Below are 2,881 nucleotides of genomic sequence, written 5' to 3'. Positions count from 1 at the left end.
TCTCGGCGTCGCGCGAGCGAGCTTCGGCCCGGCGCCCTATCGGTGGGCGCAGGAACATCTGGCGGGCCGGTTCACGCGGATCGCGCAGGACGAATGACAGGCCAGCGGCAGGGGCGTGCGCATCCTGGCGTGAGCGCCGGGGGGCCTGACCAAGACCCAGGTTGCGACGACGCAGCCTCGTCGAAATGCGGCGCTTGAAGAGACTCGCGCCGCTCGCGCGAACGGCCTCCGGGTTCGCCATCCGCCCCGCGACCGGCGGGAACCGCGAGGGGCACCACAGTGAGACTGGGAGCAAACTAAGCTGTCGAGAGGCCGGATTAGCGGTGAGGCTCGCCGAGGCGTCGATGCTCGCGGCGGCGCGCAAGTTCCCGATAAAGCGCCTCGCGCGTCACGCCGAGTTCGGCCGCCACCTGCTGCCAGGCGCCCTTGGGCGGCAGCGATCCGTCTTCGCCCAGCCACGCATCCAGCCGCTCGGCGACGGTCCGCAGGGTGCGGATCTCGGCAAGGAGCCGCGCAGCCTGGACGGCGTAGGCGAGATGCGCCGCCCAAGCCTGCGCAAGCTCAGGGTCTTGCGCCAGCCGCGCCAGAAAACGCGCCACCGGCAGGGCGCGCATCATCGTGGGCGCGACCGCGCATGCGCCGCAGTGATAGACCGCCGCATAGGCCGACGCCTCGGCCAGAACCTGCCCGGCCCGCGCCCGCTGGAGCGTCACCGGCGCGCCGGTTCCCGTCACCCGCGACAGCGCCACCGTCCCCTCGGTGACAAGATGCATCCGTCGCACCGGGTCGCCCGGATGGAACAGCCACGCCCCGCCGGCCAGCGGGCGCGGCTCCGAACCGTCGAAAAGGCGGACGAGCTCTGGGGACATGATCGAGATCATAAGTGCGCGCGCGAGATCACGCTATCCGGGCGGAAACACCGATGGAGATCTTTCGCCCATGAAAGCGTTGTCCCCCCTGTCGCTCGCCCTCGCCCTCGCCCCCGCTATCCTCGACGCCCAGGGCCACGGCGGCCACGCGGCCCCCTACGCCGGTCTGGAGCGTCGGGCCATCAAGAGCCTGTCGGCCGGCGACATCGACGAACTGCGTCGCGGCGGGGGCTGGGGTCTGGCGCTGGCGGCCGAATTGAACGGCGTCCCCGGCCCGGCCCATCTGCTGGAGTTGCGCGACGAGATCCCTCTGGGCGCTGAGCAGATCGCCGCCATCGAGGCGATCTTCGCGGAAATGAAGGCAGAAGCGATCGCAGCCGGGGCCCGGTTGATAGCCGCCGAGGAGGCGCTGGAAGCCGCGTTCCGGGCTGGCGCGCTGGAGGACGTGCGACTGAGGTCGCTCGTCACCGCGGCCGAGGTCGCCCGGGCCGAGCTTCGGTTCGTTCATCTGTCGCGCCATCTCTCGACGCCGGCGTTGCTGACGAAGGCGCAGATCGAACGCTACAACATCCTGAGGGGGTACGGCTCGGACCCCTGCCTCAACGTTCCCGCCGGCCACGACACCGAGATTTGGCGACGCCATAACAACTGCGGCTGACATGGAGATGACGCATCTTCAACGAAGCGCATGTGTCCCGTCGTCAGACAATGGAGTGCGCCCCGGGAAACCAGCCCCGGCCGTCAGCCTTGTAGCTCCGGTGTCTCCGCTTCGACCCGGGAGCGGCTGACTCCCAAAGGACATCTGCCTGTCACGCCAATGGTGTTCCACCAGTCGCGACAGTCCACTCCGCGACCGGCCGGAACCGGGAGAGCTTTAGCGTGGATCCGGCTATTGCCGAGGCGCGTTGATGAGCGCGACGCCCGCGATTGCGGCGAACAGCCCAAGTCCGATCGTCGGCGTGAATGTCTCGCCGAGTACCACTATGCCGAGAACGACGCCGATCCCGGCGCGCAGGTAGCTCTGGCTGGCCACGCCCATGGACCCAAGGGTCTTCACGAGGCGGAAGTAGACCATCAGCGCCACGCCGGTGCACATAATCGACAGCACGCCAGTGGCGGCGATGGCCGCGGCGCTCGGTGACAGCGTCCAGGGGCGGTCGACCACCAAGGCGAGCGGTACGAGGATGACAGAAGCCCAGATCATGGTGCCTGCAGCCGTTGCGACAGCCCCGACGTGGCCGAACCTCTTCCCGTAGACCGCGGCGCCTGCGTAAAGCGCCGCGCCCACGAGGCATGCGAGCTGGCCTGCCACCTGATCGCCCAGGCCGCGCAGGACGTCTGTGCCGACGACCAACGACACGCCGAGCAGGCCGAGCGCAGCGCCGGCTCCACGGCCCATGCCGAGGGGTTCATGCCGCGTGACGAAAGCGGTGAAGAAGAGGACAAAGATCGGGGAGGTGGAGTTAAGGACGCTGGCGAGGCCGGCGTCCACGAATTGCTGGCCCCAGGCCAGCGCCGTCCATGCCCCGATGCTGTTGAGAAACGACTGAACCAAGAGCATCCGCCATGTCCGCGCGTCGCGCGGCAGCCGCTGGGCGCGAACCGCCAACACGACCATCAAGAAGGCCGCGGCGCCGAGGACGCGCAGGGCGATCAGCGTGACGGGCGGGATCTCGGCGACGGCGACCTTGATAAACAGGTAGGACGAACCCCAGAGCAGCGCGAGAATGGCCAAGAGCGGCAGTTCGGTCCGAAGGGACGGCGCGCTCATGTCTCAAGCGCTTTCCGGCTGTCCGCGGGGGCCTCGTCGCGTTCGGTCAGACCGTAGTCCCGCACGACCTCCGCCACGCGCAGCCGATAGTCGGCCAGGATCGCCGTCCGTCCCGCCGTCTGCGCCTCGCGGTGTCGATCCGTCCCCCGCCAGGCGGCGATCGCCGCTTCGTCGCGCCAGAACGAAAGCGACACGAGCTTCCCTTCGTTCGCAAGCGACTGGAACCGTTCAATGGAGATGA

At 68.9% G+C, this 2,881-nt stretch carries 4 protein-coding genes; 1 reads left to right on the top strand and 3 read right to left on the bottom strand.

The window, feature by feature from the left end:
* Positions 1 to 317: 317 nt before the first annotated feature.
* Positions 318 to 869, bottom strand: coding sequence for a Crp/Fnr family transcriptional regulator (locus V7Q31_RS18470; protein WP_333835309.1), 552 nt, complete (start codon positions 867 to 869; stop codon positions 318 to 320).
* Here V7Q31_RS18470 and V7Q31_RS18465 point away from each other — a divergent pair.
* Positions 868 to 1,527 (top strand): hypothetical protein, encoded by a 660-nt coding sequence (locus V7Q31_RS18465; RefSeq protein WP_333835308.1) that lies wholly within the window; start codon positions 868 to 870, stop codon positions 1,525 to 1,527. The two genes, V7Q31_RS18470 and V7Q31_RS18465, sit on opposite strands and share 2 nt — an antisense overlap.
* 231 nt (positions 1,528 to 1,758) lie before the next feature.
* Here the strand turns inward: V7Q31_RS18465 and V7Q31_RS18460 are convergent, their stop codons facing one another.
* Both V7Q31_RS18460 and V7Q31_RS18455 read right to left on the bottom strand, forming a co-directional pair.
* Complete coding sequence (locus V7Q31_RS18460; RefSeq protein WP_333835307.1) at positions 1,759 to 2,640, bottom strand: DMT family transporter; 882 nt, start codon at positions 2,638 to 2,640, stop codon at positions 1,759 to 1,761.
* Positions 2,637 to 2,881 (bottom strand): antibiotic biosynthesis monooxygenase family protein (locus V7Q31_RS18455; protein ID WP_333835306.1); only part of this gene is annotated, 245 nt, incomplete at its 5' end. The genes V7Q31_RS18460 and V7Q31_RS18455, both read right to left, overlap by 4 nt.

Origin of the sequence: Rubrimonas sp. (genome assembly GCF_036788415.1) — a bacterium.
Classification (GTDB): Bacteria; Pseudomonadota; Alphaproteobacteria; order Rhodobacterales; family Rhodobacteraceae; genus Rubrimonas.
Note: the sequence above shows the minus strand (reverse complement) of the source record. Positions and strands in the feature narration are given on the sequence as shown.